The 26,783-nt window shown below is 66.2% G+C and carries 25 protein-coding genes; 8 read left to right on the forward strand and 17 right to left on the reverse strand.

Annotation, left to right across the window (positions count from 1 at the left end; all coding sequences use genetic code 11):
- Both alaS and GGC64_RS01720 read right to left on the reverse strand, forming a co-directional pair.
- Window positions 1-2,688, reverse strand: a complete 2,688-nt coding sequence (alaS, locus tag GGC64_RS01715) for an alanine--tRNA ligase (RefSeq protein WP_192720726.1) — start codon at window positions 2,686-2,688, stop codon at window positions 1-3.
- Between the two features lie 124 nt (window positions 2,689-2,812).
- Window positions 2,813-3,202, reverse strand: a complete 390-nt coding sequence (locus tag GGC64_RS01720; protein WP_192722358.1) for a secondary thiamine-phosphate synthase enzyme YjbQ — start codon at window positions 3,200-3,202, stop codon at window positions 2,813-2,815.
- Between the two features lie 174 nt (window positions 3,203-3,376).
- Here GGC64_RS01720 and GGC64_RS01725 point away from each other — a divergent pair, with 174 nt between their 5' ends.
- Both GGC64_RS01725 and GGC64_RS01730 read left to right on the forward strand, forming a co-directional pair.
- Window positions 3,377-4,000, forward strand: coding sequence for a hypothetical protein (locus GGC64_RS01725; RefSeq protein WP_192720727.1), 624 nt, complete (start codon window positions 3,377-3,379; stop codon window positions 3,998-4,000).
- Between the two features lie 83 nt (window positions 4,001-4,083).
- A complete protein-coding gene (locus tag GGC64_RS01730) occupies window positions 4,084-4,392 on the forward strand; it encodes a GlsB/YeaQ/YmgE family stress response membrane protein (protein WP_192720728.1) in 309 nt (102 codons plus the stop codon).
- A 49-nt stretch (window positions 4,393-4,441) separates the two neighbouring features.
- On the opposite strand, the gene GGC64_RS01735 is transcribed toward GGC64_RS01730, so the two are convergent.
- The 4 genes from GGC64_RS01735 to GGC64_RS01750 form a co-directional block, all read right to left on the reverse strand.
- Window positions 4,442-4,840: a VOC family protein gene (locus tag GGC64_RS01735; protein WP_192720729.1), complete on the reverse strand. Its 399-nt coding sequence runs from the start codon at window positions 4,838-4,840 to the stop codon at window positions 4,442-4,444.
- A complete protein-coding gene (locus tag GGC64_RS01740; RefSeq protein ID WP_192720730.1) occupies window positions 4,840-5,313 on the reverse strand; it encodes an SRPBCC family protein in 474 nt (157 codons plus the stop codon). The genes GGC64_RS01735 and GGC64_RS01740 overlap by 1 nt, the downstream gene beginning before the upstream one ends.
- Entirely contained in the window at window positions 5,310-5,627 is a 318-nt protein-coding gene (locus tag GGC64_RS01745) for a metalloregulator ArsR/SmtB family transcription factor (protein WP_192722359.1), read from the reverse strand. The genes GGC64_RS01740 and GGC64_RS01745 overlap by 4 nt, the downstream gene beginning before the upstream one ends.
- Window positions 5,628-5,759: 132 nt before the next feature.
- Window positions 5,760-7,088 carry a replication-associated recombination protein A gene (locus GGC64_RS01750; protein WP_192720731.1) on the reverse strand — a complete coding sequence of 443 codons (1,329 nt, stop codon included), beginning with the start codon at window positions 7,086-7,088 and terminating at the stop codon, window positions 5,760-5,762.
- 40 nt (window positions 7,089-7,128) lie between these two features.
- Between GGC64_RS01750 and GGC64_RS01755 the strand changes: the two genes are divergently transcribed.
- Window positions 7,129-7,524, forward strand: a complete 396-nt coding sequence (locus GGC64_RS01755; RefSeq protein ID WP_192720732.1) for a cupin domain-containing protein — start codon at window positions 7,129-7,131, stop codon at window positions 7,522-7,524.
- Here the strand turns inward: GGC64_RS01755 and GGC64_RS01760 are convergent.
- The gene (locus tag GGC64_RS01760; protein ID WP_192720733.1) at window positions 7,521-8,351 is read right to left on the reverse strand and encodes a DUF3097 domain-containing protein; all 831 of its coding nucleotides are present in this window, start codon (window positions 8,349-8,351) and stop codon (window positions 7,521-7,523) included. The two genes, GGC64_RS01755 and GGC64_RS01760, sit on opposite strands and share 4 nt — an antisense overlap.
- Window positions 8,352-8,374: 23 nt before the next feature.
- Here GGC64_RS01760 and GGC64_RS01765 point away from each other — a divergent pair, with 23 nt between their 5' ends.
- Window positions 8,375-8,953, forward strand: coding sequence for a hypothetical protein (locus tag GGC64_RS01765; protein ID WP_192720734.1), 579 nt, complete (start codon window positions 8,375-8,377; stop codon window positions 8,951-8,953).
- Window positions 8,938-9,690, forward strand: a complete 753-nt coding sequence (locus tag GGC64_RS01770) for a sugar phosphate isomerase/epimerase (protein ID WP_192720735.1) — start codon at window positions 8,938-8,940, stop codon at window positions 9,688-9,690. Before GGC64_RS01765 ends, GGC64_RS01770 begins: the two co-directional genes overlap by 16 nt.
- A gap of 163 nt (window positions 9,691-9,853) precedes the next feature.
- On the opposite strand, the gene GGC64_RS01775 is transcribed toward GGC64_RS01770, so the two are convergent.
- From GGC64_RS01775 to GGC64_RS01790, 4 genes are read right to left on the reverse strand one after another with little or no spacing between them, the layout of a single operon-like run.
- The gene (locus tag GGC64_RS01775; protein WP_192720736.1) at window positions 9,854-10,879 is read right to left on the reverse strand and encodes a putative zinc-binding metallopeptidase; all 1,026 of its coding nucleotides are present in this window, start codon (window positions 10,877-10,879) and stop codon (window positions 9,854-9,856) included.
- Window positions 10,872-11,795 carry a transglutaminase family protein gene (locus GGC64_RS01780; protein WP_192720737.1) on the reverse strand — a complete coding sequence of 308 codons (924 nt, stop codon included), beginning with the start codon at window positions 11,793-11,795 and terminating at the stop codon, window positions 10,872-10,874. Before GGC64_RS01780 ends, GGC64_RS01775 begins: the two co-directional genes overlap by 8 nt.
- Window positions 11,792-14,443, reverse strand: coding sequence for a circularly permuted type 2 ATP-grasp protein (locus GGC64_RS01785; protein WP_192720738.1), 2,652 nt, complete (start codon window positions 14,441-14,443; stop codon window positions 11,792-11,794). Before GGC64_RS01785 ends, GGC64_RS01780 begins: the two co-directional genes overlap by 4 nt.
- Window positions 14,443-17,760 (reverse strand): DUF2126 domain-containing protein, encoded by a 3,318-nt coding sequence (locus GGC64_RS01790; RefSeq protein ID WP_192720739.1) that lies wholly within the window; start codon window positions 17,758-17,760, stop codon window positions 14,443-14,445. The genes GGC64_RS01785 and GGC64_RS01790 overlap by 1 nt, the downstream gene beginning before the upstream one ends.
- Window positions 17,761-17,817: 57 nt before the next feature.
- Between GGC64_RS01790 and GGC64_RS01795 the strand changes: the two genes are divergently transcribed.
- A complete protein-coding gene (locus GGC64_RS01795) occupies window positions 17,818-18,195 on the forward strand; it encodes an MmcQ/YjbR family DNA-binding protein (protein WP_192720740.1) in 378 nt (125 codons plus the stop codon).
- Here GGC64_RS01795 and GGC64_RS01800 read toward each other — a convergent pair.
- Together GGC64_RS01800 and GGC64_RS01805 are read right to left on the reverse strand one after the other, a co-directional pair.
- Window positions 18,170-18,502, reverse strand: coding sequence for a DUF1003 domain-containing protein (locus tag GGC64_RS01800; protein ID WP_192720741.1), 333 nt, complete (start codon window positions 18,500-18,502; stop codon window positions 18,170-18,172). The genes GGC64_RS01795 and GGC64_RS01800 overlap by 26 nt on opposite strands.
- A 207-nt stretch (window positions 18,503-18,709) precedes the next feature.
- Window positions 18,710-19,180, reverse strand: coding sequence for a helix-turn-helix domain-containing protein (locus GGC64_RS01805; protein WP_192720742.1), 471 nt, complete (start codon window positions 19,178-19,180; stop codon window positions 18,710-18,712).
- A 97-nt stretch (window positions 19,181-19,277) separates the two neighbouring features.
- On the opposite strand from GGC64_RS01805, the gene GGC64_RS01810 reads away from it, so the two are divergent.
- Window positions 19,278-20,459: a thiolase family protein gene (locus tag GGC64_RS01810; RefSeq protein ID WP_192720743.1), complete on the forward strand. Its 1,182-nt coding sequence runs from the start codon at window positions 19,278-19,280 to the stop codon at window positions 20,457-20,459.
- A gap of 66 nt (window positions 20,460-20,525) precedes the next feature.
- Here the strand turns inward: GGC64_RS01810 and GGC64_RS01815 are convergent, their stop codons facing one another.
- From GGC64_RS01815 to GGC64_RS01825, 3 genes are read right to left on the reverse strand one after another with little or no spacing between them, the layout of a single operon-like run.
- A complete protein-coding gene (locus tag GGC64_RS01815; RefSeq protein WP_192720744.1) occupies window positions 20,526-20,957 on the reverse strand; it encodes a nitroreductase family deazaflavin-dependent oxidoreductase in 432 nt (143 codons plus the stop codon).
- Window positions 20,957-21,847 carry an LLM class flavin-dependent oxidoreductase gene (locus GGC64_RS01820; protein WP_192720745.1) on the reverse strand — a complete coding sequence of 297 codons (891 nt, stop codon included), beginning with the start codon at window positions 21,845-21,847 and terminating at the stop codon, window positions 20,957-20,959. The genes GGC64_RS01815 and GGC64_RS01820 overlap by 1 nt, the downstream gene beginning before the upstream one ends.
- Before the next feature lie 6 nt (window positions 21,848-21,853).
- Window positions 21,854-22,282, reverse strand: coding sequence for a nitroreductase family deazaflavin-dependent oxidoreductase (locus GGC64_RS01825; RefSeq protein ID WP_192720746.1), 429 nt, complete (start codon window positions 22,280-22,282; stop codon window positions 21,854-21,856).
- Window positions 22,283-22,378: 96 nt separating this feature from the next.
- Between GGC64_RS01825 and GGC64_RS01830 the strand changes: the two genes are divergently transcribed.
- Window positions 22,379-24,967, forward strand: coding sequence for an FAD-dependent oxidoreductase (locus GGC64_RS01830; protein ID WP_192720747.1), 2,589 nt, complete (start codon window positions 22,379-22,381; stop codon window positions 24,965-24,967).
- On the opposite strand, the gene aspS is transcribed toward GGC64_RS01830, so the two are convergent.
- Entirely contained in the window at window positions 24,964-26,733 is a 1,770-nt protein-coding gene (gene aspS, locus GGC64_RS01835; RefSeq protein ID WP_192720748.1) for an aspartate--tRNA ligase, read from the reverse strand. The genes GGC64_RS01830 and aspS overlap by 4 nt on opposite strands.
- Between the last annotated feature and the right edge of the window lie 50 nt (window positions 26,734-26,783).

Below are 26,783 nucleotides of genomic sequence, written 5' to 3' on the forward strand. Positions count from 1 at the left end.
TTACCCCCGGCCTATTTCCGCGCGCAGCGCGGCCAATGCCGCGTCAATGCCCGCTGCCCCCTTACCGGAACCCTGTGCCAGATCGGCCTTCCCGCCCCCACGGCCGTTGACCGCCGCACCAAACTGCTTGACCAATTCGTTGGCCTTCAGGCCAAGATCCTGCGCTGCGGGGTTGACCGCCACCACGAAGGGCACACTGTCGTTCTCACCTTCGGCGATCAACGCGACGACGGCCGGATCGCTGCCGAGCTTGCCCTTGATGTCGCCGACGAGTGTGCGCAGATCCGCCGCCGACATTCCGCCGGCCATCCGCTGCGCCACGACACGCACCTTACCGATTTGCTCAGCCCCTGCGGCAGCATTCGCTGCGGCGGCGCGCGCACTCGCCAGCCGCATCTTGTCGAGTTCCTTTTCGGCTGCCCGCAGGCGCTCGACCAGGTTGGCGACCCGCGCAGGAACCTCCTCCGAGGGAACCTTCAGTGTCGATGCCAGGCCCGCCATCAGCGCGCGCTCCTTGGCGAGATGGCGGAAGGAGTCCAGACCGACATAGGCCTCGACCCGACGCACACCCGATCCGACCGACGACTCCCCGAGAATCGTCACCGGACCGATCTGCGCCGAATTATTCACGTGCGTACCACCGCAGAGCTCCAGCGAGAACGGCCCGCCGATCTCGACGACGCGAACCTCCTCGGGATAGTTCTCACCGAACAGCGCCATGGCGCCCATTGCCTTGGCCTTGTCCAACTCAGTGGTGAAGCTGTGCACCTCGTAGTCGGCCTCAACGGCTTCGTTCGTCACTTCTTCGATCTGAGTGCGCTGATCCTCGGTCAACGCGCCCTGCCAGTTGAAGTCGAACCGCAGATAACCGGGCCGGTTCAGCGAACCTGCCTGAACAGCATTGGGGCCCAGCACTTGTCGCAGCGCCGCATGCACCATGTGGGTACCCGAGTGGCCCTGCGTCGCACCATGCCGCCAACGCGGGTCGACGGCGGCTACGACGGTGTCGCCCTCGACGAATTCACCGGACTCGACGTTGACGCGGTGCGCCCACAGGGTTTTGGCGATCTTCTGTACATCGGTGACGGCGGCCCTGGCCGAGCTCGACGCGCCCGAGCCGGTGACGCTGCCCTCGTCGGCGATCTGACCGCCGGACTCCGCGTAGAAGGGCGTGCGGTCGAGGATCAACTCGACGCGGTCCGGGTTGCCCTCGTGGCTGACGACGGGAACCCGCTTGCCATCGACGAAGATGCCGAGAATCTTTGCCTCGGAGGTCAATTCGTCGAAGCCGGTGAACTCGGTCGGACCCGCGTCGACCAGATCACGGTACTCGGACAGGTCGGCGTGCGCCTGCTTGCGGGCCGCCGCGTCGGCCTTGGCGCGCTGTCGCTGCTCGGCCATCAAAGTGCGGAAGCCCTCTTCGTCGACACTGAGACCCGACTCGGCGGCCATCTCGAGCGTGAGCTCCAACGGGAAACCGTAGGTGTCGTGCAGCGTGAAGGCGTCGGTGCCTGACAGCACGGTGGCGCCCGAAGCCTTGGTTGCGCCTGCGGCGTCCTCGAACAACCGCGATCCGGAGGCCAGGGTGCGGTTGAACGCGGTCTCCTCGGCCACCGCGATGCGGTGAATCCGGTCGAAGTCGGTGACGAGTTCGGGGTACGACGGACCCATCGCGTCGCGCACCGTGGCCATCAGGTCGCCGACGATCGGGTCGTCGATGCCGAGCAGTTTCGCCGAGCGGATCACGCGGCGCAGCAGGCGGCGCAGCACGTAGCCGCGGCCGTCGTTGCCGGGACTCACCCCGTCGCCGATCAGGATCGCCGCGGTGCGACTGTGGTCGGCGATGATCCGGTAGCGGACGTCGTCGTCGTGGTTGCCGACGTCGTAGGCGCGAGGCGCCCGCGCTGCGACAGTGTCGATGACCGGGCGCAGCAGGTCGGTCTCGTAGACGTTGTGCACGCCCTGCAGCAGGAATGCCACTCGCTCGACGCCCATGCCGGTGTCGATGTTCTTGCGCGGCAGCGGGCCGAGGATCTCGAAGTCCTCCTTGCTGGTGCCCTCGCCGCGCTCGTTCTGCATGAACACGAGGTTCCAGATCTCGATGTAGCGGTCCTCGTTGGCGACGGGCCCGCCCTCGATCCCGAACTCGGGGCCGCGGTCGTAGTAGATCTCCGACGACGGACCGCAAGGGCCGGGGATGCCCATCGACCAATAGTTGTCGGCCATGCCGCGGCGCTGGATGCGCTCGGCAGGCAGTCCCGCCACCTCCTGCCAGAGGCCGACAGCCTCGTCGTCATCCAAATAGACTGTGGCCCAGAGCCTTTCGGGATCCAATCCGTAGCCGCCCTGGTCGATGGGGTTGGTCAGCAGTGTCCAGGCCAACTCGATGGCGCGGCGCTTGAAATAGTCGCCGAACGAGAAGTTGCCCGCCATCTGGAAGAAGGTGTTGTGCCGGGTGGTGATGCCGACCTCGTCGATGTCCGGCGTCCTGATGCACTTCTGGATGCTGGTTGCCGTGTCGTACGGCGGCGTGCGCTGGCCGAGGAAGTACGGCACGAACTGGACCATGCCCGCGTTGACGAACAGCAGGTTCGGGTCGTCGAGGATCACCGAGGCGCTCGGCACCTCGGTGTGGCCTGCCTTCACGAAGTGATCGAGGAAGCGCTTCCTGATCTCGTGTGTCTGCACGTTCCTACTGCCTCATCTTTTCCAAGTTCTCGTCGCAACCTGCGACTATTCGACCGCACTACAGTACCGGTCGCGATTGTCGCGCTGACAACTCAACGAACCGGCGCGGCGCGGAGTGCCGGATCTACCCGCCGACGAAGGTCAGCCGCACCTGGCGTTCGCGATTGTCCCTGTTCAGATCGACCAGCACGACACTTTGCCACGTGCCGAGCAGCGGTTCGCCGTCCTCGACCGGCACGGTGATCGACGGTGCGACGATGGCCGGCAGCACATGGTCGGCGCCGTGGCCGGGCGACCCGTGCGCGTGGCGGTAGCGGTCGTCCCTCGGCAGCAGGCGCTCGAGCGTGTCCACCAGGTCGTCGTCGGAACCCGCGCCGGTTTCGATGATCGCCACGCCAGCGGTGGCGTGCGGCACGAAGACATTGCACAACCCGTCGCCGTGCCCGCCGCAGAACGAGCGCACCGCGTCGGTCAGGTCGACGATCCGCTGGCGCGATGTGTCGATATCGAGCACGTGGGACTTGTCTGTGGCCACGTTCCCCAGGGTACGGATCATCAAGTTGCGAACCGAAATACGCCCGTTTGCAAAGCGAAACATCCATTGAATCCCCTGCTTGGCGGGCGCAAGCTGAGGTTTGGTCCGGTGGCGTCGCCGGGGCGCCGCCCTAACACCAACCGGGGGTGGATCGTGCACGCACGCACAACCACAATTCAGGCGCAAACCGCATCGATCGACGACGGCGTTGCCTATATGCGCGATCAGGTGATGCCCGAACTCGAGAACATCGACGGGTATGTCGGCATCTCGCTATTGGTCAACCGCGAGTCCGGCCGCTGCATCATCACCGCTGCGTACGAGTCGGACGACGCGATGCGCGATTCGGCCGATAAGGCGAAGCAGCTCCGCAGCCAAGCGGTCGAGAGGTTCGGCGGTGAGGTCGAAAAGATCGACGAGTGGGAAATCGGGGTACTGCACCGCGACCACCAGTCGACCGACGGCGCCTGTGCACGCGTCACGTGGATCAAGGTGCCGCCGGATCAGGCGAACAAAGCACTGGACTTCTACAAGAGCGACGTCCTGCCGTCGCTGGAGGACCTCGAGGGGTTCTGCAGCGCCAGCATGCTGGTCAACCACACCAGCGGGCGAGCAGTGTCGACGGCGACGTTCGACAGCCGCGACGCGATGGAGCGCAACCGTGAGCAGGCACGGGAGCTGCGGGACACCCGGTCCAGGGAGATGGGCGCTGACGTGATCGACGTCGGCGAGTTCGAACTCGCCATCGCCCACCTGCGGGTGCCTGAGATGGCTTGACTCTCGCGTGCCGTTTGACGCACGCGTTTATTGACGCCGACGCAGGGGTATGTCACCTCCAGCCCACACAGCTTGGAGGAACAATGACTATCACCGGTGTAATCACCGCAATTTTGATCGGCATCGTCGTCGGCGCCCTGGGGCGGCTCATGGTCCCCGGGAGGCAGCCGATCGGATGGCTCGTGACGATCGTCGTCGGCATCGTGTCCGCCTTCATCGGCACGGCAATCGCCCGCGCGCTCGGCATTCCGACCGCAACCGCAGGCATCGACTGGCTCGAGCTTTTGTGCCAGGTGGTCGTCGCAGCCATCGGCGTCGCGCTCGTGTCGGCATTGATGGGCCGTCGGCGTACCGGCCTGATGGGTGGCAGGCGTTCCGGTCTAATGCGCTAGCCCCCATCCCCCGACGATCCCGGCCTGGCCCCCGACCGGCCGGGATCGTTCATGTCCGCGGCAGCAGTGGCTTGTCCGCCCGCTCCTTGATCTGCTGCACCACCCAGGCGTTGCCGTCGGGGTCGTTGAACCCGAAAAGCGTTCCGCCGTCGCGTTCGTCGATCACTTCGATGTCACCGGCGGCAACTCCACGTTCGACGAGTTCGCCACGTGCGCTGTACGCGTCGGCCACTACGAGTTGCAGGCCCCGAAGTGATCCAGGCGTCATCGGTGGTGGTTCACTGAGCACGATCGAACACCCGGACCCGGGCGGCGTCAGCTGGGCGAAGCGCTGGTCACCGGCCCGCGTGTCGTGGTCGAGTCGGAAGCCCAGCTTGTCGCGGTAGAACTCGATGGCCCGGTCGACATCGGCGACCGGAACCACCACGACCTCGAGTGTCCAGTCCATCAGAGCGTCTTGAGCAATTCGTCGAGCTTTTCGTAGCCCTCTGTCATGCCGCCCTCCATGCCCGACGACAGCAGCCCGTCGCGCGCCTCGACGGTCGGGCAGATCGACCGTCCGCGCAGCCGGCTGCGACCGCCGCCGAGGTCTTCGAACCACATGTATTCGATGTTCACCATGTCCGGGGCGCCCTCGAATTCAAAAGTCTGGATGATGAATTCGTTGTCCCGGACCTTGTGGAACACACCGTTGAAAGCGAACTCACCGCGATCGGCCTTGTGCACGTAGCGGTAGCCGCCACCCGTCTTGAACTCCCAATGCTCGATCGTCATCTCGAGATCGCGCGGACCGAGCCACTGCCTGACCAGTTCGGGCTCGGCATGGGCGCGGAACAGCGCCTCGACCGGAGCGTCGAACTCGCGGGTGAATTCCATGGCCAGCGTGTCGACCGGGGCGTTGAGGTTGAGCGCGTTCGTCATTTGTCGGTTCCTTTCTGGTGTGGGTCGGTCATCGCCGCCAGCAGGGCATCGAGCTGGCGGTAGCTGCGTTCGGCGTCGAGCCGGTAGCGGTCGATCCATGCGGTCAGCCGCTCGAGTGCGGCCGCATCGAGATGCACGGGTCTGCGCTGCGCGTCGCGGGTCCTGGTGACCAGCCCCGCCTGCTCGAGCACCTGAATGTGTTTGGACACTGCCTGTTTCGTGATGTCGAACGGCTCGGCCAGCTCGTTGACCGTGGCCGGTCCGCGGGACAGCCGTGCAACGATCGCGCGCCGAACCGGGTCGGCCAACGCCATGAAGGCACGGTCCAGCGAGCCGTCTGCGTCGCCATCACTCCCCAATTATCAACCTTATGTTTGATCAATGATTTGATTGAATACCAACGTAGAAGGGTTTACCAGGGCTGTCAAGGGTCAGATTCGAACCGCTCAGCGCTTCTTGCGGATGATGGCCCGCAACTTGTCCAGCCGGGTCGCAATCTCCCGTTCTGCGCCATGGTTGGTCGGCCGGTAGTAGTCGACGCCGACCAACTCGTCAGGCGGATACTGTTGCGGCACAACACCATCCGGGTCGTCATGGCTGTACTTGTAGCCGATGGCGTTGCCCAGTTTGGCCGCGCCGGAGTAATGTCCGTCGCGCAGATGAGCGGGAACCAGCCCGGCCTTACCTTCGCGAATGTCGCTCATCGCGGCGCCCAGTGCAGTGGTGACCGCGTTCGACTTCGGCGCGGTAGCCAGGTGCACGGTGGCGTGGGCAAGCGTGAGCTGCGCCTCCGGCATGCCGATCAGCTGTACTGTCTGCGCCGCGGCGACCGCCGTCTGCAGCGCGGTCGGATCGGCCATGCCGATGTCCTCACTGGCCAGAATCATCAGCCGGCGGGCCACGAACCGTGGGTCCTCCCCCGCCACCAGCATTCGCGCGAGGTAATGCAGGGCGGCGTCGACGTCGGAGCCACGCACCGACTTGATGAACGCACTGACCACGTCGTAGTGCTGGTCGCCGTCGCGGTCGTAGCGCACGGCGGCCTTGTCCAGCGACTGCTCGATGGTCGCAACCGTCACCTGCTCGCCCGATTCGGCCGCCACCTCCAGCGCGGTCAGCGCGCGCCGGGCATCACCGCTGGAGAGTTGCACCAGTAGGTCGACGGCGTCCTCGGTCACATCCACCTGGCCACCCAGGCCGCGAGGGTCGTCGATGGCGCGGCGCACCACCGCCCGCACGGCGTCGGCGTCGAGCGGTTGCAATTGCAGGATCAGCGACCGCGACAGCAGTGGTGCGACCACCGAGAACGACGGGTTCTCGGTGGTGGCCGCGACCAGCAGCACTATCCGGTTCTCGACGGCCGAGAGCAACGCGTCCTGCTGGGTCTTGGAGAACCGGTGCACCTCGTCGATGAACAACACCGTCTGTTCACCGTGTACGGCGGCGCGCCGGGCGATATCGATGACCGCGCGGACCTCCTTGACGCCCGCCGACAGCGCCGACAGCGCCTCGAAGCGACGGCCGGTGGCCTGCGAAATCAGCGACGCCAGCGTGGTCTTTCCGGTGCCCGGCGGCCCGTAGAGGATGACCGACGCCGCGCCGGAGCCCTCGACGAGGCGGCGCAACGGGGAGTTCGGCTTGAGCAGGTGATCCTGGCCGACCACCTCATCGAGCGTGGCCGGCCGCATCTTGACCGCCAGCGGGGCCGATGCGCCGACAGGTCCGCCCGCGGGTGCACTCGGCTCACCGGGGACGTCGAACAGACCGTCGGACACCGTTCAGGAATACCACGGGAAGCGGACATACTCTCGAATCGTGATAGCCAAACCCGTCAATCTCACCGAGGCGCTTGGTTCGTTCGCCGACATCTACAGCCCGCGAATCGTCGCCCAGGTCAATGATTACGACGTCCGAATCGCCCACACGGAGGGCGAGCACGTCTGGCACGTCCACGAAGACACCGACGAATTCTTCCTCGTACTCGACGGCGAGTTCCACGTCGCGGTGCGGGACGCCGACGGTGTCGAAGCCACCGTCGTGCTGCGCAAGGGCGACACGTATGTCGTGCCGAAGGGCACCGAGCACAAGCCGTCGTCGCCGGGCGGCTCCATCCTCATGTTCGAGCCTCGCGGCACCTCGACGACCGGCGATCGGCACGAGGGTGAGATACCCGACCATGTCGACAGCACGACAGGCCACACGCTGGCTTAAGCGCCGGCGGTCACGAAGTCGATCAGCTCCTCGACCCGACCGATGAGCGCCGGCTCCAGATCGTTCCAGTCGCGCACCCTGCCCCGAATCCGCTGCCACGCGTTGGCGGTGTCGGCCTGCTGTGTGTGGGGCCAGCCCAGCGCCTTGCAGACACCCTTCTTCCAGTCGGTGCCGCGCGGCACCACCGGCCACGACGAGATGCCCAGGCGCGCCGGCTTCACCGCCTGCCAGATGTCGATGAACGGATGACCGACGACCAGGGTGTGCTCCCCGCCGGGTCCGCGGCGTACCGCTTCAGCGATCCGGGCCTCTTTCGAGCCTGCCACCAGGTGGTCGACGAGCACGCCGAGACGGCGGCCGGAGGCTGGCTGAAACTCGTCGACGATGCCGACGAGATCGTCGACACCACCGAGGTATTCGACGACAACGCCCTCGACGCGCAAGTCGTCGCCCCACACCTGCTCGACCAGTTCGGCGTCGTGCCTGCCCTCGACGTAGATCCGGCTGGCCAGCGCGACCCTCGCCTTGGCCTGCACCGCCACCGAGCCCGACGCGGTGCGTGCAGGAGCCGTCGGCGCCGAACGCTTTGGCGCGGTGAGGATCACCGGTTTCCCGTCGACCAGATAGCCCGGTCCGATCGGGAACGGCTTGCGTCGCCCATGCCGATCCTCGAGTTCCATCCGGCCGTATTCGACACGCACCACCGCGCCGACGTAGCCGGTCTGAGCGTCCTCGACGACCATGCCCATCTCCACCGCTTGTTCGGTAGAGCGGGGCCTTCGGTTCGGGTTGTTTGCGAGTACATCGGAGCCATAGCGATCAGCCACCGGGCGATCGTAGGGTCAGACGCGTGCTGCTCAACCGCGACACGGCCGAAGGCATTGCTAACGGAGACATCACACTCGTCCTGCGGCGGTGGGACGCCCCGCGCGCCAAGGCCGGTGGCACCCAGCGCACCGTGGCAGGCACCATCCGCATCGACGAGGTTGCCGAGCATCCGGCGAAATACCGGGTGACCGCCGCACAGGCGCGCGCCGCAGGGTACCCGGACGCGAAGTCCGTGCAGAAGGACCTCGACCGCCGCCCGGCCAAACACACCTACCTGATCGCGGTGTCTTATCTGGCTCCAGACGAGCGACCCGATCTGGCCGCCGACGACCGGCTCTCAGAGGCCGACGTCGACGCGATCGCCGCCCGCCTGGCCCGCTGGGATGCCGCGGCCGAATCCCCTTGGACGCGAGAATATCTGGAGATGATTGGCGCGAACGAGGCGGTGCGGGCGCCGGATCTGGCCGCCCGCGTCGGCCTGGATGTGCCTCGCTTCAAGCGCCGCGTACGTCAGCTCAAGGGACTGGGCCTGACGATCAGCCTCGACGTGGGATATCGACTATCGCCGCGCGGAAAGGCATTCCTATGCGGCTTGCTCTGACCCCCGACGGCAAGTGGGACGTCGCGACGGCCGACCTCGTGTCGGCGGCGAGCGCGGCGGGGTTCGGCGCAGTGGGGATCAACGTCGAGAAGGTCGACGCCTGGGCCGTCGAGGCGTACGCCGCCGCCGGCGTGCGTTGCCACGAGCTGCTCGCCTTCATCGTCGGCGACGACGAGTCCGCCATGATGGCAAGCGCCGAGCAGCTGGCCGACCGTGCGCAGGCGATCGGCGCGGAGTGGGTGCTCACGGTATTCACCCACAGGGTGCCTCCCAAGCGAATTCAGCGCTGCGCCAAGCTGTTCGACGATGCCGGGGCAGGTCTCGCAGTGGAATACACACCGCTCGGTGCGATTCCGACGATCAGCGACGGCATGGAGTACGTACGGGCTGCGAGCCAGACCGCGCGGGCTGGCCTGATGATCGACTCCTGGCACTTCTGCTTCAGCTCCAACACGTGGGAGGACCTGGCCACGGTGCCGCTGGACGACATCGCCTATCTGCAGTTCACCGACGCGCTGGAACCCGAGTTTCGCGAGCGGATGATCCGCGAGAGCCTGCATCGTCGCGCCGTGCCCGGCGAAGGCATACTTGAGTTGACTCGTTTCGCCGCAACATTTCTCGACCAGGGCTTCGACGGCACCGTCAGCGTCGAGGTGCTCAGCGCGGCGCTGCGGCAGCTACCCGTCGCCGAGCTAGTCGCGCGGCTGTACGCCACCACCGCGGGGTACTGGACCTGAACGCCCAACCTCTACTACCGCGAGCGTGCGTGTCTGCACGCAGACACGCCGCCAATTGTGAGCATTTCGCGCACGCTCGCGGGCGTCGATAGTGCGCGAGGTGCACGCGTTTTGCCGCGTGTCGACGTGCAGACACGCACGCTCGCGGTAGTTAGCGCGGCGGTTACGTGGTGGTTTCCTCGATCACCGTGTGGATGAACCGCATCTTGTCGAGGACCGGCGGCGGCAGCACGAACGGATACAAATCCTCCCGACCCATCGACCGGTTGATCATGTTGAGTGCCCACGCCAGCGGCAGCCACATATCGATGATCGCGTCGAATCCGCTGGGGCCCAATACCCGTCGCTCGAAGGTCGCGGCGGCGGCAGCAAAGCCGAACGCGGCGGACGTATCAAGCGTGTCGCGGATGTGCAGATAGTGTGCGAAGGTCTCGGCCCAGTCCTCGGCGGGATGCATGGTGGCATAAGACGACACGTAGTCGTCCTCCCAGCCCGCAGGCGCACCCTCTTTGTAATGCCGGTCCAGCGCCGCCTGATAGTCAGCATCGGGATCGCCGTACAGTTCGCGGAACTGCTTCGAATACTGCTCCGACGGCTCGACCAGTCGGTAGAAGTAGTAGTGCCCGATCTCGTGCCGGAAATGCCCGAGCAGTGTGCGGTAGGGCTCGGCCATCGCGACACGCAACTGCTCGCGGTGCACGTCGTCACCTTCGGCCAGGTCGAGCGTGATCACGCCGTTGTGATGGCCGGTGAACACCTTCTCCTGCTCACTGGACAGCAGGTCGAACGCCAACCCGAACTGCGGGTCCTCGTCGCGGCCGACGATCGGCAGCTTCAGTTCGATGAGCTCGGCGATCAGCCGACGTTTCGCCTTCTCGGCGGCTGCGAACGCGGCCAGCGCCGTCGTGTCGCTGTCGTTGGGACGGGTGCGGGTGAGTACGCACGACGCACACAGCCGCGCGACGGGGCCCTTCTCCACGAGCCAATTGCATTCCGCCAGGTGAAGATTCGCGCACAACTGGTAGTCGGCGGCGTCGACGGCACCGCCGTGGTCACTCGCTTCACCGCGTGCGATCACCAGCAGCGCCATGTCCGGCAGCGAGAAGCCAAGGGCGCTACCGCAATTCAGGCACACTGAATTCTCGAAGGCCAGATGCTGGCCGCAGTTGGGGCAGAGGAAGTCACGCACGCAGCACACCGCCCTCATACGGCGCTACATCTACCGAGACGTCGATCACGCTGCTCTCGGCGTCGGTGTAGATGATCCCGCGCAGCGGCGGCACATCCGCGTAGTCACGGCCGAACCCTACATAGATGTAACGCTCGTCGACCATCTGGTCGTTGGTGGGATCCAAACCCAGCCACTGGTTCTGCGGCGTCCACACCGACGCCCACGCGTGCGTCGCGTCGATGCCGACCATGCGTTCCTTCCCCGGCGGTGGGTCTGTCGCCAGATATCCCGACACATAGCTGGCCGCCAACCCGTTGGCACGCAGACAAGCGATGGCGAGCCGCGCGAAGTCCTGACATACCCCTTCTCGCGCCGCCAAAACCTCGTTGACTTTCGTGGACACCGTCGTCGATCCCGACCGGTACGTGAAGTCGGTGAAAATCCGCGACGTCAGATCGCGAAGCACCTCGATCAACGGCCGACCGGGCTCGAAACTCGGTGCGGCATAAGCGCGTAGCTCGTCGGTGATCTCCGCAGGCCGGAGGTCCAACGTGAACTCGGTGGCCAACGCTCCGTCCAAGCCGACGGGTCGGGCGATCTCCCACGGCGCGCGCGCCGACCCGCCGCCGTACAGCTCGGGCGGCAGCGGATCCACCTCCACCACCGAATTGCTGCGAATCGACAGCGTGTTATGGCGTTCGGTGACATGGAAATACGAGCTGATGTTGCCATACCCGTCGCGGCTGGTAGAGCTGTCTGCGGCCTCGGGTTCGATGATCAGCTCGTGCGACAGGCACCGCTGACGCGTCGAGTCTCGCGGGGTCAGGAATCCGCGACCGTAGGAACTGGTGACGACATCCGAGTACCGGTACACCGTGCTGTGCGAGATCTGGTAGCAACGGGTCGACGGCGACGCGATCGGGCCGTCGGTCACGGCACCACACGACGTTCGTCGGCACCCCAAAGATGCTGCATGCCACCGGGCAGCGAGAGGTGGGTCGCGGTGATGACACCGGACAGCTCACGCAAGTCGCGATGCATCCTGTTGAGCAGGTCGGTGAGTTCGGCTCGCGTGCCGTCCGCGCTGACCACTTCCAGGTCGGCGGGATCGAGCCGGCGCAGCCGCGTGATGAGGTCGTCGACCAGCCGCTCGGGCCGCGAAGAGCCAGAGGATCCGGGCAGCGTCTTCAGGTCGGTCCGCAGCCGCTCGAGCTGGTAGACCAGCGACCGGGGATTCTCGGTGTCGAACAACACCAGGTCCGCCACAGCAGCCACACTAACCTTGCCCAGCATTCGCCGCCGGTAGATGACCGACGACTCGCAAGCCACCAGCGCCGACTCGGTGATGGTTTGCTCTGCGCCTGCGCTGCGGACCGTCGTCAAGGTTGCCCGCAGCAGCGCCGTCAATGCCAACCCGCGTTCGATGCGTTTGCCGATGTCCATCATCGTCCAGCCGACGTCCTGCACCATCGACTCCGCGGCGACACCTGACAGCGCCAGCATCCCTGCCAGGGTCAGATTGTTGGTCGACGACAGGAACGCCTCGCCCTCTGTCTGCGACTCGGGTGGCCCATCCGGAGCGTGCAGCAGCGCCCGCTCGACTGCGGCCAGCACCATCCACGTGTCGTTGGACATCTGGTCGCGAACGGCGCGCGCGGCCAACCCCAGTCGTTCCACCGATTGCGCCAGCGATCCGGACCGGTGCCGGTCGGCGGTCAGCGACCACAGCGTGCTCTGAGCCGTCGCGACCATCTCGGCGTAGTCGCCGCCTCCCCCGGTGTCGGTCCCCGTGATGTGCCCGAGTGTGGCGAGGAGCACCGGCACGCATTCGCTGCCTTCCATCTCGCGGCGGTACCGGTATTCGTGATAGCGCTCGCGGGTGACGGTCAACAGCCGGGCCATGTTCTCGGCGCGCTCCGCGTAGCGGCCCATCCAGAACAGGTCGGACAACACACGCGGCGAGCTGACCGCGCGCGTCGGGCTCGGCGTCATCGCGGGAAGTTCCACAGCGGTCGGTATCCGCTCGGCGGTCACACGGGCGGACGTACGCACCCAGATATCCTTGGCCGCAACAGAATTCAATCGGTAGGCAGCGGTTCCAGGGGCCAGCAGATACCCCAGCCCGCCGATCATCGGCGCATAGCCGCTGCGCTGCGACACGGTGAACAACCGCATGCCGACGCTGGCCGACGACAGCCCGCCCGGGTAATAGTCGGTGGGCGCCGACGAGAACTGCGGCAACTCCTGGCCCACCCACTGCCACGGGGTGGCTTCTATGCGCGATCCCAATTCCTTGCGCTGCACCGACGATAGCGCCGGTCCGACGATCGGGTCGCCGCCGCACACCGACCTGATGAGCAACGACGACAGGTTGGTCAGCAGATGCGAGCGTTCGGTGTTGATGCCGCCCCAATACAACGGAGCGGTCTGCAGCAGCGGCGTCTCCCCGAGCAGCCGTTCGGCCAGCTCGGGTAAAAACCGAAGCAGCCCAGCACTTTCCAGGATGCCGCTGCCCAGCGAGTTGACGACCGTCACCGCTCCGCGGCGCAACACCTCGACAAGGCCGACCACGCCGAGTCGCGAATCTGCCCGCAGATCAAGAGGATCGGCGTATTCCGCATCCACCCGACGCAGCACCACGTCGACGCGCTTGAGCGTGCCCAGCGACCGCATCCACAGCTTGCCGTCGCGCACGACCAGGTCGGCGCTCTCCACCAGCGGGAAACCCAGCACGCTGGCCAGGTAGGCCTGGTCGAAGGCCGTTTCGGAGAGGATACCGGGAGACAGCACCACTACCACTGGCTCCTCTGCCGACTCCGGAGCCGCATCGATCAGCGCCAGGCGCAACGCCTGCGCCCACGGCGAGGCGGGCCGCGGCCCGATCCGCTCGTACAGGTCAGGGATTGCGTGCGCGATCACTCGCCGGTCGGCCAGCGCATAGCCCGCGCCCGACGGTGCCTGGGTCCAGTCGGCGTTGACCTGGAAACTGCCGTCGGCGGCCCTGCTGATGTCGCAGCCGTGCAGGAACAGCTGGTGGCGACCTGGCACCTCGATGCCGCGGGCCGCCCTGACGTAGCCGGGGTGCGCGAACAGCAGCTGCGGCGGGAGCACGCCGCTGGTCACCGCGTCGCGGGGGCCGTAGAGGTCGGTCAGCACCGCATCGAGCAACCGGGAGCGTTGCACCAAACCTGATTCCAGAGCGTCCCATTCCGCCGAGGACAGCACCAGCGGCAGCGCGTCGAGGTGCCATGGGCCAGGCTCCGCGGTGCCGTCGCCGTTGGTTTGCGCTTGGCCAACGACCGAGCCGTGCCTGTCGACCTGGATGTAGGTGATGCCGTCGTTGTCGACCAGGCCGCGGACCATCGACCGCAGCTGATCCAACCCGACGCGGCCGCGCTCCCCCACGCATTCGGCGAGCTCCTGCCAGGCCGGCCGGACATTGCCTGCCGCGTCGACGAATTCGTCGTATCCGGTGCCCGCCCGGTCGCCGCGCACATCGAACAGCGCCTGCTGTGAACGCGCGGCGCGGTACCGGGCGAGCAGGTTGTCGATGTCGTGCGTATTCGGTGCGGGAAGGGCCATCACTGCAGAACGGTACGCACCCGGCGCAGATCCAAGATGCCCGGCGCACCGACATCGGTCGATTGGCGGGCTTGCTTCTCCCGGATGTCCGACATGTCGACCTTGCCGGGGGTGAAGCCCGTCGCGTCGAAGCGCCTGCCCCTGCGGGACTCGGCCTCCACGGCGTTGACCGGTGGCGTTTCGTATGCGCGACCACCCGGGTGTGACACGTGATAGGTGCAACCGCCGCGCGACATCCCCGTCACCGTGTCGAGCAGTTCGAAGCGCAGCGGCCCATCGACGGTGATGGTCGGGTGCAGCGCGCTCGGCGGCTGCCACGCGCGGAAGCGCACCCCGCCGACTTGGACATCGGCGCTGTCGGTGGCCAGCAGCGGGATCGGATGGCCGTTGGCGGTGACGACGTAGCGGTGACGGTCAGCGCCGATGAGCCGGACCTGGATGCGTTCCACCGACGAGTCGACGTAGCGGGCCGTGCCTGCTACCGCGGATTCCTCGCCGAGCACGTTCCACGGTTCGATCGCGCCACGCAGTTCGATCTCCACGCCGTCGAACACCGCGGTGCCGATCCGCGGGAACCGGAACTCGGTGAACGGGTCCAGCCAGCTGGTGTCGAAGTTGACGTCGTGCGCACGCAGGTCGGCAGCTACATCAGCGATGTCTTGAATCACGAAGTGCGGCAACAGGTATCGACCATGCAAGTTGGCGCCGTGGCGGATCAGCGGGGCCCGCAGCGGCTCGTCCCAGAACCAAGCCACCAGCGACCTCACCAACAGCGACTGCACCATCGCCATCTGATAGTGCGGCGGCATCTCGAAACCGCGCAGCTCCAACAGCCCGAGGCGGCCGCGTGCGCTGTCGGGGCTGTACAGCTTGTCGATGCAGAACTCGGCGCGGTGCGTGTTGCCGGTGATGTCGGTGAGCAGATGACGCAGCGCGCGGTCGGTGACCCACGGTTTCGTCGCACCGGGTTCGGAGCTCAGTCGCGCGATCTCGGCGAACGCGATCTCGAGTTCGTAGAGCGCCTCGGCGCGGCCCTCGTCGACGCGCGGTGCCTGCGAGGTGGTGCCGATGAACCGGCCGGCGAACAGATACGACAGCGACGGGTGGCGCTGCCAATAGGTCAGCAGCGAAACCAGCAGGTCGGGGCGGCGCAACAGCGGCGAATCGGTGGGCGTGACGCCGCCGAGCGTGATGTGGTTGCCTCCGCCGGTCCCGCCGTGCGTGCCGTCGACGTCGAACGACTCAGTCGACAGCCGGGCCAGGCGGGCCTGCTCGTAGAGCGTCTGCAGTTGCTGTTTCTGCTCGGCGAAGCTGGCCGTCGGAGCGACGTTGACCTCGATCACGCCGGGGTCGGGAGTGATCGACATCGACGCGATCCGCGGATCGGGCGGTGGTCCGTAGCCCTCGATCACCACGGCCACGTCGACCTTGGCGGCGGCTGCTTCGACTCGGCTGACCAGATCGACGAAGTGCTCGAGTTCCTCGGTCGGCGGCAGGTAGACGTACAGGTAGCCGCTGCGGATCTCCGCGAGAAGCGCAGTGGTGGGCGCGGAGTCGGCGTCCTCGACCGCCGCCGTCTCCGCCTCGGAGTCGACAGGCAAAGCGGCGCGCCGACGCAAGGGGTCGGCGTCATACGACGGCCGCGGCGGACGCCAACTGATCGAGTTCAGCGGCAACCGCAGGCCGGCCGGTGAATCGCCTTCGAGCAGCACGATGCGCCCGCGGCGCAGTTTCCAGTCGGCGCTCGCCCATCCCGAGTCGTCGTCGCGACGATGCAACGGCAGCACGTACGCGGCGGGTTCGGCGACAGATTCGTCGAGCCGCGATACCAGGGCAGCACGGGCGTCGGCGCTGTCGGCCTCCAGATCGTCTGTGGCAGCAACGGGTTCACCCTCTGGCCGACGCACCGCACCCGCCAGCCGGGCCAACGCGTCCTCGTACGCCGGTCGCACCTGGGACCCTGGCAGTCCGAGGCCGTCGGCAATCGCATTCAATAGCTGGTGCCCGATATCCGGTGCGAGCGCGGGCAATTCGACCTCGGGCCGCCACGGGTCGGCCAGCAGCGCCTCGTCATTCCACAGCGGTTGGCCATCGTGTCGCCAGAACAGCCCAATCTGCCAGCGCGGCAAGGGTTCTCCGGGATACCACTTGCCCTGGCTGCGTTGCACAAGACCCTGCGGCGCCCACACCCTCTTCAGCAGGGCCGCCAGCGCAGAGGCTCGCTCTCGTTTGTGCGGCCCGTCGGCGTCGGTGGTCCACTCGGGATCCACCTGATTGTCGATCGAGACGAAGGTCGGCTCACCGCCGATGGTCAGTCGCACGTCACCGTCGGCGAGCCGCTGATCAACACGGGCACCCAGCGCGCAGATCGCGCCCCATGCGGCTTCGGTGTAGGGCAGCGTGACACGCGGATCCTCGTGCACGCGCGTCACCACGTTCGTGAAATCCAGCGTGGTCTCGCATGGCTCGGTCGCGCCGGTGATGGGTGCCGCCGACTCCGGATGCGGCGTCGCCGACAACGGAATGTGCCCTTCGCCGGCGAACAGGCCCGACGTCGGGTCGAGCCCGATCCACCCGGCGCCGGGGATGTAGACCTCCGCCCAGGCATGCAGATCGGTGAAGTCGGCTGCGGGGCCCGAGGGTCCGTCGAGAGCCTCGACGTCGGAAGTCAGCTGCACCAGATAGCCCGATACGAACCGGGCGGCCAGGCCGAGCTGCCGCAGGACCGACACAAGTAGCCACGCCGAGTCGCGGCACGAACCGATTCCGGTGCGCAGCGTGAAATCCGGTGCCTGCACACCGGGTTCCATCCGCACGCTGTAGCCGACGTCGGCGTTCACCGCACGATTGAGCGCGACCAGGAAATCGATGGTGCGGGTGCCGGGCGCAACCGAGAAGTTCTTCACCCACGCCTGGACGAGCTCACCGGGCCCCGACCCTTCGCCCTCCTCGTCGACCGGCCGCAGATACGGCTTGAGATCCTCCGCGAGCGCCTTGGGGTATTGGAAGCCGATCTGTTCGGCCCAGTCCTCGATGAAGAAGTCGAACGGGTTGATCACCTTCATGTCGGCGATCAGGCCGACGGTGATGGTCAGGCTGCGGGTGCGGGTCGGAAAGACCAGGCGGGCCAGGAAGTTACCGAATGCGTCCTGTTGCCAGTTGACGAAGTGATCGGCGGGTTCGACGGACAGCGAGTAGGCCTCAATAGGGGTGCGCGAATGCGGCGCGGGCCGCAGCCGAACGACATGGGGATACACCTCCACCAGCCGATCGAATGTGTAGCTGGTGCGGTGCTCCAGCGCCACCTTGATGCCCATCGACAGATCCCATCACAAGGTTGCGGTGCGCGCATGGCTCCGGCCTATCGTGATGTCGTGGCCACGTGGGCGGACGTCAGGCGATCAGTCGCTGGGCTTCCTGAGACAGCCGAGGCGTCGCCGCACAACTGGCGGGTGCGAAAAAAGCTGATCGCGTGGGAGCGGCCGCTGCGCACGTCGGACTTGGCGGCGCTCGGCGCCGACGCCCCCGAAGGCGACATCCTCGGCGCCAGAGTGGCTGATGAGGGGGTCAAGTTCGCGCTCATCGCCGACGATCCGCGGGTGTATTTCACCACCCCACATTTCGAGGGCTACCCGGCCGTGCTGGTGCGCCTTGCCGAGATCGGCGTGCCCGAACTCGAGGAGCTGATCACCGAGGCGTGGTTGGCGCAGGCACCGAAGACGTTGGCTAAGGCGTTTCTGCAGAGCCGTTGACTGCAGTCGAATTATGTTGGCCGTCAGCACATGTGATCGCGTGCACGGCGCGCGTCAGCTCGAGAATCTGGTTGGTCAGCTCGATCAGTTGCTTGTTCTGCTGATCCTCTTCCTGCACCATCTGCCACTGCTGATCGGCGGCGGCTTGTCGTTTGAAGTCGGCCCGGTTCTGGCTGATCATCACGAACGTCGACAGGAAGATCGCCTCTAGCGACACGATCATCGTGAGCAGCCCGAACGGATAGCCCTCGATGCCGAAGATGATCCACACCGCGAACCACAGGATGTGGAAATAGACGAACGCCATCGAACCGGCGAATCGCGTGATGACGTCGGCGATCCGATTCTGGATGCTGGCGGCGCGGGCTTCGTAGTGCTTGGCGAGCGCCGGGTTGATGGGCTTGGGCAGCCTCGGCGGGACGAGACCCGTGGTGGACAGGGGTGTTCGACATGGCTCACCGTAGCTGCGGGCAAACCGCTGCCCCGTTCCCTTCGGCTGTGAATCAGCTTCCGATCACCTGCCTGCGAGCTGAACCACCAGCTCGTTGGCGGGCACCTGATGGCCCCGCTCGCAACGGATCTCGACAGTCGCCTCGGCGCCGCAATCCTTATGCGCAAGCTGTAGCGAGGCGTTGTACGGCAGGTGCCGTCGACCCCACTCGAACATCGCCCATACCACCGGCATGAAATCCGTCCCAGCGGCGGTCAGCACATACTCGTCGCGGCTGCGCTGCCCGGGTTCCTTGTACGGCCTGCGCTCCAGCAGACCTGCGTCCACGAGTTCGGCCAGCCGCGCCGAGGCCGCAGCCTTGGTGATGCCGACGCGCCGCCAGAAGTCTTCGAACCGAGTGGTGCCGTAGAACGCCTCCCGCATGATCAGCATTGCCGACTTGGTGCCCAGCAATGCCATCGTCTTCTCGATCGGGCACTCGCCGACAGCCGACCACTTGTCACGGTCGACGAGCGGCCCTTGCAGCACTGTCATGCACGTCACCCCTCTCCTGGGTTGCTCTCACTATACCTAGGTGTTATAGCTGGATATAGAGAGCACTACTCAGCGTCGAGTCTGTCAGGAGGCGGCAATGGCCGGATACGTGGGCCGGGATGCAGTCATCGTGGGTGCGGTACGCACCCCGATCGGAAAAGGAAAAGCCGGCGGGGCACTGCACGACGTGCTGCCGGTCGACCTTCTGGCGCACAGCCTGAAGGAACTGGTCAACAGGACCGGAATCGATCCGACGCAGATCGACGACGTCATCGCGGGCGCGGTCACCCAGGTGGGCGACCAGGCGGTCAACATCGCCCGCAACGCGGTGCTGGGCGCCGGCTTCCCCGAGAGTGTCCCGGGTACGACGGTCGACCGTCAGTGCGGCAGCAGCCAGCAGGCCATCAGCTTCGCGGCCCAGGGCGTGATCTCGGGAGCCTACGACGTCGTGATCGCCGCGGGTGTCGAGTCCATGGGCCGGGTGCCGATGGGCTCGAGTGTCCTGCCGGGCAGCGATCCGTTCGGTCAAATGGCCCAGCGTTATCCCGAAGGCCTTGTGCCGCAGGGCATCAGCGCGGAGTTGATCGCCGCGAAGTGGGGTTTTTCCCGGCAGCAGCTCGACGAGTTCTCCGCGAGTAGCCACGAAAAGGCCGCGGCGGCAACCAAAGAGGGCCGATTCGACAACGAACTGGCGCCGATCGCGGGCCTGACGACGGACGAGATCATCCGCCCCGGCACCACCGTTGACACGCTGGCAGGTTTGAAGCCGGCGTTCTACAACCCTGCGTACGAGGCACGCTTCCCGCAGATCACATGGGAGATCACCGCAGGCAACTCATCGCCGTTGTCGGACGGCAGCGCAGCGGTGTTGATCACCACCAGCGAAGCAGCACGGCGCCTCGGCCTGCGTCCGCTGGCCCGCATCCATACGGCCACGGTCGTCGGGTCGGACCCGCTGTACATGCTGACCGGTGTCATCCCCGCGACCGAAAAGGTCTTGGCGCGAGCAGGTTTGACGCTCGCCGACATCGATCTGTTCGAGGTGAACGAGGCGTTCGCACCTGTGGTCCTGGCGTGGGCGCACGATGTGGGCGCTGATTTGGCGAAGACGAACGTCAACGGTGGCGCGATCGCGATCGGTCACCCGCTGGGCGCCAGCGGTGCGCGCATCATGACGACGATGGTCAACGCGCTCGAACAGCGCGGCGGCCGCTACGCGCTGCAGACGATGTGTGAGGCCGGTGGCATGGCCAACGCGACCATCATCGAGCGGCTGTAAGACTTGCCCCTTCCGATTGCACTCAGGGTCGTGATCCGGTGCCTTTCACGACCCTGAGTGCAATCCCTAGGCCCGCTGCAGTTCGAACAGCGGGATGACGCGGCTCGTCTTCGCTTGGTACTCACCGAAACCCGGCGCCAACTCGACAACCTTCGGATATGTCGCGTCCCGCTCCTCGGACGGCAACTCGCGCACGGTGACGTCGTAGGCGTCGGTGCCGACCTCGATGTGCGCCCGCGGGTTGGCCCGAACGTTGTGCACCCAATCGGGGTTGGTGTCGGCGCCCGCCTTCGATCCGACGATGATCATCTTGTCGTCGATCGTCAGGTAGGCCAGCGGAGCCAGCCGCGGCTGGCCCGACTTGGCGCCGGTGGTCGTGAGCAACAGAAGGGTCGCGCCTTCGAAGGGCCCGCCGACCTTCCCGCCGTTGGCGCGGAACTCATCGACGATGTTCTTGTTGAACGCCTTCATCGTTTCTGCGTCGGGTATTTCAGTCATCAGATCTCCTTCAATGCAGGCAACAATTGTTCGGCTACGGATTCGGGCCGCGGGCGCAGCGAGCCGATCCGCAGGATCAGGTGTTGAGCGCCCGCGTCGACATAGCGGGCCAGCCAGTCAAGACATTCCTGGACCGAGCCGCCGCGGATTGCCTGGACGTGGCGCATCACGTCGAGCGGTTGGCCGTAGTAGGAGCGCAGGTACTCGTCGAGTTCGGCGTCGGCGCCCGCACCACTGAGGTTGACAGTCGCGTACAACGCCGGAGTGACCTCGCGGACCGCTTGTGCGCGAATCCGATCCCACGCTCGCGCATAGGCATTGGCGTCGGGCAGGTACGGCAGCCAGCCGTCATAGGTGGCCGACACGCGCTCGATGACTTTCGTCGTGTCCCCGCCCGCCAGCCACACCGGCGGGCCGCCCGCTCGCGCAGGCGGCAGCGCATCGGCGAATTCGCCTTGGCCACTCCATGTCTCACGCCACAGCGCGACAGTCTTGTCCAGTCGGGTGCCGCGCCCGGCGAACGGCATTCCGACCGCGTCGAATTCACGGCGGCTCTCCGGCAGCGGCGCGCCCGACCCGAGCCCGAGAATCAGCCTGCCGGCAGACAACTGGTCGACGGTGGCCGCCTGCGCGGCAGCAAGAAGCGGTTGGCGCAACGGCCCGATGAGCGCCGCGGTCCCGAGCGCGACCCGCTCCGTCACAGCCGCGACCGCGGACAGGATCGACAGTGGTTCGCCACGGGTCCGCGCCAAGAGTGAGTCACCGACCCACACCGAGTCGAAGCCGGCCGCTTCCGCGGTCCGGGCGTACTCGACCAGGCCCGGCGCGTCGTGCTGTCCCGTCATTGCGGTTTCCCGGCTGGGCAGCATGATCCCGACGCGCACCGGCATCGCGTCCTACGCCTTGTCGAATTCGAAGATCGGGATCACGCGGCTGACCTTCGCCTGGAAATCTGCGAACTGCGGCGCGATCGCGGTGAGCTTGGGAACGATCGCCTCACGTTCGGCGCCCGTCAGTTCGCGTGCGATGACGTCGAAGGACTCGCCGCCCAGTTCGACGTGCGCGCGGGGATTGGCACGAAGATTGTGCACCCACGCCGGGTTGACGTCGGCGCCGCCGTAACCCGCGACGACCACCAACTTCCCGTCGATGCGCTTGCACGACAACGGCGACAGTCGCGGCTCACCCGACTTGGCGCCGGTGGTTGTCAGCAGCAGCAACTCGTTGCCCTCGAAGGCGCCGACCTTGCCGTCGTTGGCGCGGAACTCGTCGGCGATCTTCGCGTTGAACGCTTTGGTCGTCTCGATGTCGGGTGGCTGGGTCATTGCTCCTTCAAGCTTTACACGCTTGGGGTCTATTCCCGGGGACTCGAGTATTGCAGTACCCGGTACAGCAGGTCAGCGGGGCGTGATGATCGGTTGATGACCGACACGAGCGGACCTGAGGTAGACGTCGTCGTGGTGGGCGCGGGGATTGCGGGTTTGTACCTGGCCTACCGGCTCAGCCGAGCGGGATACCGCATGCGGATTTTCGAAGCGAGCGATGACCTCGGCGGCACGTGGTACTGCAACCGCTATCCCGGGGCCCGCGTCGACATCCCCAGCATCGACTACATGTACAGCTTCGACCCTGATTGGCGGAGCGGGTGGCAATGGTCGGAGAAGTACGCCACCCAGCCCGAGATTTTGCGCTACTTGAACCACGTCGCCTACAAGCACGACCTGCGCCGCCACATCACCTTCTCGACCAGGGTGCAGCAGGCGCACTGGGACGACGAAGCCTTGCTGTGGCGCATCCATACCGATACCGGTGACGAAGTCACCACTCGGTTCGTCGTGATGGCCTCCGGATGTCTGTCCATACCGAAGCCTCCCGAGATCGACGGTCTTGACCGGTTCGCTGGCGAGGTGTATCTCACCAGCCGCTGGCCGCACGAGCCGGTCGACTTCGCCGGCAAGCGCGTGGCCGTCATCGGGACGGGTTCCTCTGGGGTACAGTCGATTCCGGCCATCGCCGAACAGGCGCAACAAGTGGTGGTTTTCCAGCGCACCCCAACGTTCTGCATCCCGGCGCACAACGGGCCGGTGACCCCGGAGATGCTCGCGCCACTCGACAACGAGGCCGAATACCGCGCCGCGGCAAAGGTGTCACCCAACGGCATCCCCGCAGAGCGCGACATCACCACGACGTTCAGCGTCTCGGAGGCCGTCCGCCAACAGCGCTACGAACGGGTATGGGAGCAGGGGCTGCTGCTGCAGTCGTTCACCGTGTTCGCCGACGTGCTCAGCAATCCCGCCGCCAACGACGAGTTCGCCGAATTCGTCAGGAACAAGATCCGCTCCATCGTCGACGATCCGCAGACAGCTCTCGAGTTGTGCCCGGGCGAGTACCACATCGGGACGAAGCGGCCATGCCTCGACACGAACTATTACGCCACCTACAACTTGCCGCATGTGCGCCTTGTCAACATCCGGAAGCACCCGATCAGAGAAATCACCCAAACCGGCATCGATACGGCCGACGAATCGTTCCCCGTCGACGTGATTGTGTTCGCCACTGGTTTCGACGCCATGACGGGTGCGATCACCGCCGTCGACATCAAAGGCCGCCACGGCTTGGCGCTGACGGAGAAGTGGGCCAATGGGCCGCAGACCTATCTCGGATTGACGACGGTCGGCTTCCCCAACCTGTTCCTCATCACCGGCCCGGGAAGCCCGTCGGTGCTGTCGAACATGACCGTTTCGATCGAACAGCACGTGGACTGGGTGCTCGACTGCCTCGGTCATATGAGCGCTTCCGGCCTTGACGTCATCGAGCCCACCGAAACGGCTGAGGCCGGGTGGATGCAACATGTCGCCGACTGCGGCGCCATCACGCTCTTCCCCACCGCCAACTCTTGGTACATGGGCGCCAATGTGCCAGGCAAGCCGCGAGTCTTCCTGCCGTACTGTGCGGGTGTCGACTTCTACCGCGCCAGCTGCGACGAAGTCGTCGCCCGAAACTACCTGGGCTTCACGCTGTCTGGTCCTGAGGGCTCTAAATGCAACGACGGTGTGGTCCGCCGGTTGCAGCCCGACGTCGAGATGGTCCTGATGGAAATGGCGGCGATGGAGCTGCCGCTGATGGAATCGATGTCAGTACCGCAAGCCCGGGCGTTCTACTTGCAGATGCTCGCGGACCGGCCGCCTGGTCCGGATGTCGGTGAGATCGTCGACGGCGTATTGCCAGGGGCCGCAGGCGATCTCGCATACCGGCTGTATCGCCCCACAACGCCGGGCCCACACCCCGTCGTCCTGTATTTCCACGGTGGCGGTTGGGTGGTCGGCGACGCCGTTTCAGATGAGCCGCTGTGCAGAGACCTCTGCGCGCGCACCGACGCGATCGTCATCTCGGCGGATTACCGCCACGCACCAGAGCACCGGTTCCCTGCGGCGGTCGACGACGCCCTGGCCGCGCTGCGGTGGGTCGCCGACAACGTCGAGACGCTCGGCGGCCGTCCGGGCGGAGTCGCGGTGGCCGGGTGGAGCGCAGGTGCCGGGCTCACCGCGGTGGTCTGCCAACTGGCGCGAGACATGGGCGATCCGCACATCGTCGGGCAGGTCTTGTTGACACCGCCCACGAGCGGTGGCACCGCGATGACGTCATTCGTCGAGAACGCCGAGGGTTACCTGTTGACGACGCCGCTGACCGAGTGGTTCTACAACCACTACATCGATGAAGCGCAGCGCAGCGACCCGCGCTTTGCGCCGTTGCGGGCCGACGATTTGTCCGGGCTGCCGCCCGCGATCGTGGTAACCGCAGAGTTCGACCCGTTGCGGGACGACGGCAGGGCATACGCCGCCGCGCTGGCGGCCGCGGGCGTCCCGACCGAGCACCTCGGCGCCAGGGGCCACACCCACCACTCGCTGACGATGGTCGACGTGGTGATTTCGGGTGCCCCGATACGCGCCAGGATGGCCGACGCACTGCGTGGCTTCTTCGCGGCGGCACGCACACCCGAGCCGGCTTAGCCCTTCGGCTCCGGTTTCGCGTCGATTCCCGATTCCTTGCGCTGCTGCGGCGTAATCGGCGCGGGTGCACCGGTCAGCGGGTCGACGCCGCCGCCGGACTTCGGGAACGCAATGACCTCGCGGATCGAATCCATGCCCGACAGCAGCGAGTTGATCCGGTCCCACCCGAATGCGATGCCGCCGTGCGGCGGTGCGCCAAAGGTGAACGCCTCCAACAGGAATCCGAACTTCTCCTCGGCTTCGGCCTTGTCGATGCCCATCACCGCGAACACCTTCTCCTGAATGTCGCGGCGGTGGATACGGATCGAGCCGCCGCCGATCTCGTTGCCGTTGCACACCACGTCGTATGCGTCGGCCAGCACGGCACCCGGGTCGGTGTCGACGCTGTCGGCGAACTCCGGCTTGGGTGCGGTGAACGCGTGGTGCACCGCCGTCCACGCACCCGAGCCGACGGCCACGTCGCCGTGCGCGGTCGCCTCGTCGGCGGGTTCGAACAGCGGCGGGTCGACGATCCAGGTGAAGGCCCACGCGTTCGGGTCGATCAGGTCCTGCCGCCTGGCGATTTCGATGCGGACCGCACCGAGCAGCCCGCGCGACGACTTGGCCGGGCCTGCCGAAAAGAAGATGCAGTCACCGGTCGATGCACCGACGTGTGCGGCCAGCCCGTCGCGCTCGGCGTCGGACAGGTTCTTGGCCACCGGGCCGCCGAGCGTGCCGTCGTCGTTCACCAGCACGTAGGCCAGCCCGCGGTGGCCGCGCTGCTTGGCGAACTCCTGCCAGCCGTCGAGCGTGCGCCGCGGTTGCGAGGCCCCGCCCGGCATCACCACGGCCCCGACGTAGGGCGCCTGGAACACCCGGAAGGGGGTATCGGAGAAGTAGTCGGTGCACTCGACGAGCTCCAGGCCGAACCTCAGATCGGGTTTGTCCGAGCCGTACAACCGCATCGCGTCGGCGTATGTCATGCGCGGCAACGGGGTTGGCACGTCGTAACCGATCAGCGCCCACAACGCCTTGACGATCTCCTCCGAGATCGCGATGACGTCCTCGGTGTCGACGAAGCTGAGCTCCATGTCGAGCTGGGTGAACTCGGGTTGACGGTCGGCGCGGAAGTCCTCGTCGCGATAGCAGCGGGCGATCTGGTAGTAGCGCTCCATGCCTGCCACCATCAGCAGCTGTTTGAACAGCTGCGGACTCTGCGGCAGCGCGTAGAAGCTTCCCGGCTGCAAACGGGCGGGCACCAGGAAGTCGCGGGCGCCCTCAGGCGTGGACCGCGTCATCGTCGGAGTCTCGATCTCGACGAAGTCGTGTCGGGCAAGCACCTCGCGGGCGGCAGCATTTGCCTTGGAGCGCAATCGAATTGCGTTGCCAGGACCTTCGCGGCGCAAATCAAGGTAGCGGTATTTCAGGCGGGCCTCTTCGCCTGCGGTCTCGTCGAGTTGGAACGGCAGTGGCGCGCTCTCCCCCAGTACCGTCAGCGATGTCGCGTTGACTTCGATTTCGCCGGTAGGGATCTCGGGATTCTCGTTGCCCTGCGGCCGGATCTCGACGACACCGTCCACCGCGATGCAGAACTCGGCGCGCAGCCGGTGCGCCTGGGCCAGCACGTCACCCTCACGGAACACCACCTGCGCGACCCCCGACGCGTCGCGCAAGTCGATGAAGATGACGCCGCCATGGTCGCGACGACGCGCCACCCAACCCGCGAGCGTCACCTTCTGCCCGGCGTCGGTGGACCGCAGCGAACCGGCGGCATGTGTGCGCAGCACGAAATCTCCCTGTTGATGGCCTGACGAGACGATTGCCAAGTGTAGAGGGG

This window comes from Mycobacterium sp. OAS707 (assembly GCF_014873705.1).
GTDB lineage: Bacteria > Actinomycetota > Actinomycetes > Mycobacteriales > Mycobacteriaceae > Mycobacterium.

Coding starts and splice junctions, on each gene's coding strand:
- GGC64_RS01730 (WP_192720728.1), top strand. CDS start 4,084: ATGACTATCACCGGTGTAATCACCGCAATTTTGATCGGCATCGTCGTC.
- GGC64_RS01735 (WP_192720729.1), bottom strand. CDS start 4,840: ATGGACTGGACACTCGAGGTCGTGGTGGTTCCGGTCGCCGATGTCGAC.
- GGC64_RS01740 (WP_192720730.1), bottom strand. CDS start 5,313: ATGACGAACGCGCTCAACCTCAACGCCCCGGTCGACACGCTGGCCATG.
- GGC64_RS01745 (WP_192722359.1), bottom strand. CDS start 5,627: ATGGCGTTGGCCGACCCGGTTCGGCGCGCGATCGTTGCACGGCTGTCC.
- GGC64_RS01770 (WP_192720735.1), top strand. CDS start 8,938: ATGCGGCTTGCTCTGACCCCCGACGGCAAGTGGGACGTCGCGACGGCC.
- GGC64_RS01785 (WP_192720738.1), bottom strand. CDS start 14,443: ATGGCCCTTCCCGCACCGAATACGCACGACATCGACAACCTGCTCGCC.
- GGC64_RS01790 (WP_192720739.1), bottom strand. CDS start 17,760: ATGGGCATCAAGGTGGCGCTGGAGCACCGCACCAGCTACACATTCGAT.
- GGC64_RS01800 (WP_192720741.1), bottom strand. CDS start 18,502: ATGGCGTTCGTCTATTTCCACATCCTGTGGTTCGCGGTGTGGATCATC.
- GGC64_RS01805 (WP_192720742.1), bottom strand. CDS start 19,180: ATGACAGTGCTGCAAGGGCCGCTCGTCGACCGTGACAAGTGGTCGGCT.
- GGC64_RS01810 (WP_192720743.1), top strand. CDS start 19,278: ATGGCCGGATACGTGGGCCGGGATGCAGTCATCGTGGGTGCGGTACGC.
- GGC64_RS01815 (WP_192720744.1), bottom strand. CDS start 20,957: ATGACTGAAATACCCGACGCAGAAACGATGAAGGCGTTCAACAAGAAC.
- GGC64_RS01820 (WP_192720745.1), bottom strand. CDS start 21,847: ATGCCGGTGCGCGTCGGGATCATGCTGCCCAGCCGGGAAACCGCAATG.
- GGC64_RS01825 (WP_192720746.1), bottom strand. CDS start 22,282: ATGACCCAGCCACCCGACATCGAGACGACCAAAGCGTTCAACGCGAAG.
- GGC64_RS01830 (WP_192720747.1), top strand. CDS start 22,379: ATGACCGACACGAGCGGACCTGAGGTAGACGTCGTCGTGGTGGGCGCG.